General features: G+C 60.0%; 2 protein-coding genes. One reads left to right on the forward strand and one right to left on the reverse strand.

Annotated features, from left to right (window positions below):
- On the forward strand, window positions 1–745 hold a 745-nt coding region (locus ASD50_RS19165), incomplete at its 5' end, for an IS3 family transposase (RefSeq protein WP_210168939.1).
- Window positions 746–1,074: 329 nt separating this feature from the next.
- Here ASD50_RS19165 and ASD50_RS19170 read toward each other — a convergent pair.
- A partial coding sequence (locus tag ASD50_RS19170; protein WP_244484583.1) for an integrase core domain-containing protein occupies window positions 1,075–1,490 on the reverse strand: 416 nt, incomplete at its 5' end.

Here is a 1,490-nt window from a genome sequence, read left to right on the forward strand (position 1 = left end):
CCCCAAAGGGACCAGCCTAGCCACTGGACGGTTTTTACGCCGCCCGCACCAGCATTACGCCGGCGCTCCTGTGGCCTACTTTGTCACCGCCGCGCACACACGATGGAACTGGACCTTGCCAAAAAACGCCGCGTCAGACGACCGCCGGCGACAGCGAGAGATCCTTCATCGTCACCAGGCCGCAGCCTGTTCCACCAGACGAGGGGGTGAAATGATCGATCTGCCGAGAAGCACCGTCTATCGCGCCCCGATCAAAACGACCAAACTTTTGGACGCGGAACTCGTCACCCTCATCGAGGATATCCAGGACGAACTGCTCTGCTACGTCTATCGCCAGGTGACCCACGAGCTTGGCCGCCGCGGGCACCTAGTCAATCATAAGCGCGTAGCCCGTGTGATAGGGGCGGCAAACTTGGGAACCAAACCGCGCAAGCGCTATGTGCGTACGACCTACAGCAGCCACGATTCCCCGATCTATCCGAACCTCTACCGCAATATGATCCTGGATCGGCCCAACATGGTCTGGGTCGCCGATTTCACATACACCCGAATTGCTACCGGCTTCTGCTACCTCGCCGTCATTCTCGATGCCTGCAGCCGCAAGGTCGTCGGCTACGCCTCGTCCCGACGGCTCGACACGCCGTTGGCACTTGCAGCCTTGCGCTCCGCTCTGACAAGCAGGAGGCCGCCGCCGAGTTGCATTCATCACACCGACCGTGGGTGCCAATACGCGTCCGAAACATAACGAAGAGCGCTCGATGCGGCGGGACTGCGCGGCTCCATGAGCGCGATCGGCAACCCCTACCACGATGCGCAGGCCGGGAGCTTCATGAAGACCTTGAAGGTCGAGGACGTCTATGTGGCTGGCTACGACAGCTTGTAAGACCGTCGTCTAATAGCGAGATTTGCAAGCGCCTTTGAAGTGCGGGAAGTCCTTTGCCGGGAGCATGGTCGTCTACGCGGTCGACATCGGTCGCCGCATCATGGTGCTTCGCGGGTCGGCCCTTCCAATGTATGTCTCGCACTGGCCTGCCCCATTAGGGAGGTCCACCGGATAAGTTAGAGTTCCGGCGGTTATGGTCGCCGAGATTGGCTGACCGGGGCGGAGCGTAGATCATTGTAGGTAGCGGCGCGGGGCAAGATGCTTTCCGGAGCTGGCGGGAGATAGCCGAGCGAGCTGTGCGGCCTGACAGTGTTGTAGTGCCGACGCCAGTTCTCGATCACGATCTGTGCCTCCTTCAGCGTGTAGAAGATTTCACCGTTGAGCAGTTCATCGCGCAGCTTGCCATTGAAGCTCTCGCAGTATCCGTTTTCCCAGGGCGAGCCGGGTTCGATGTAGAGTGTCTTCACACCGATGCGGCCAAGCCATTCGCGAACGGCCGTGGCGGTAAATTCGCTGCCATTGTCGGACCGGATATGCTCTGGCGGACCATGCCTGGTGAACAGTTGGGCTAGTATCGCCAGGACATCGTCGCTTTTGATCTGGCGCT

The organism is Mesorhizobium sp. Root552 (assembly GCF_001427285.1).
Classification (GTDB): Bacteria; Pseudomonadota; Alphaproteobacteria; order Rhizobiales; family Rhizobiaceae; genus Mesorhizobium.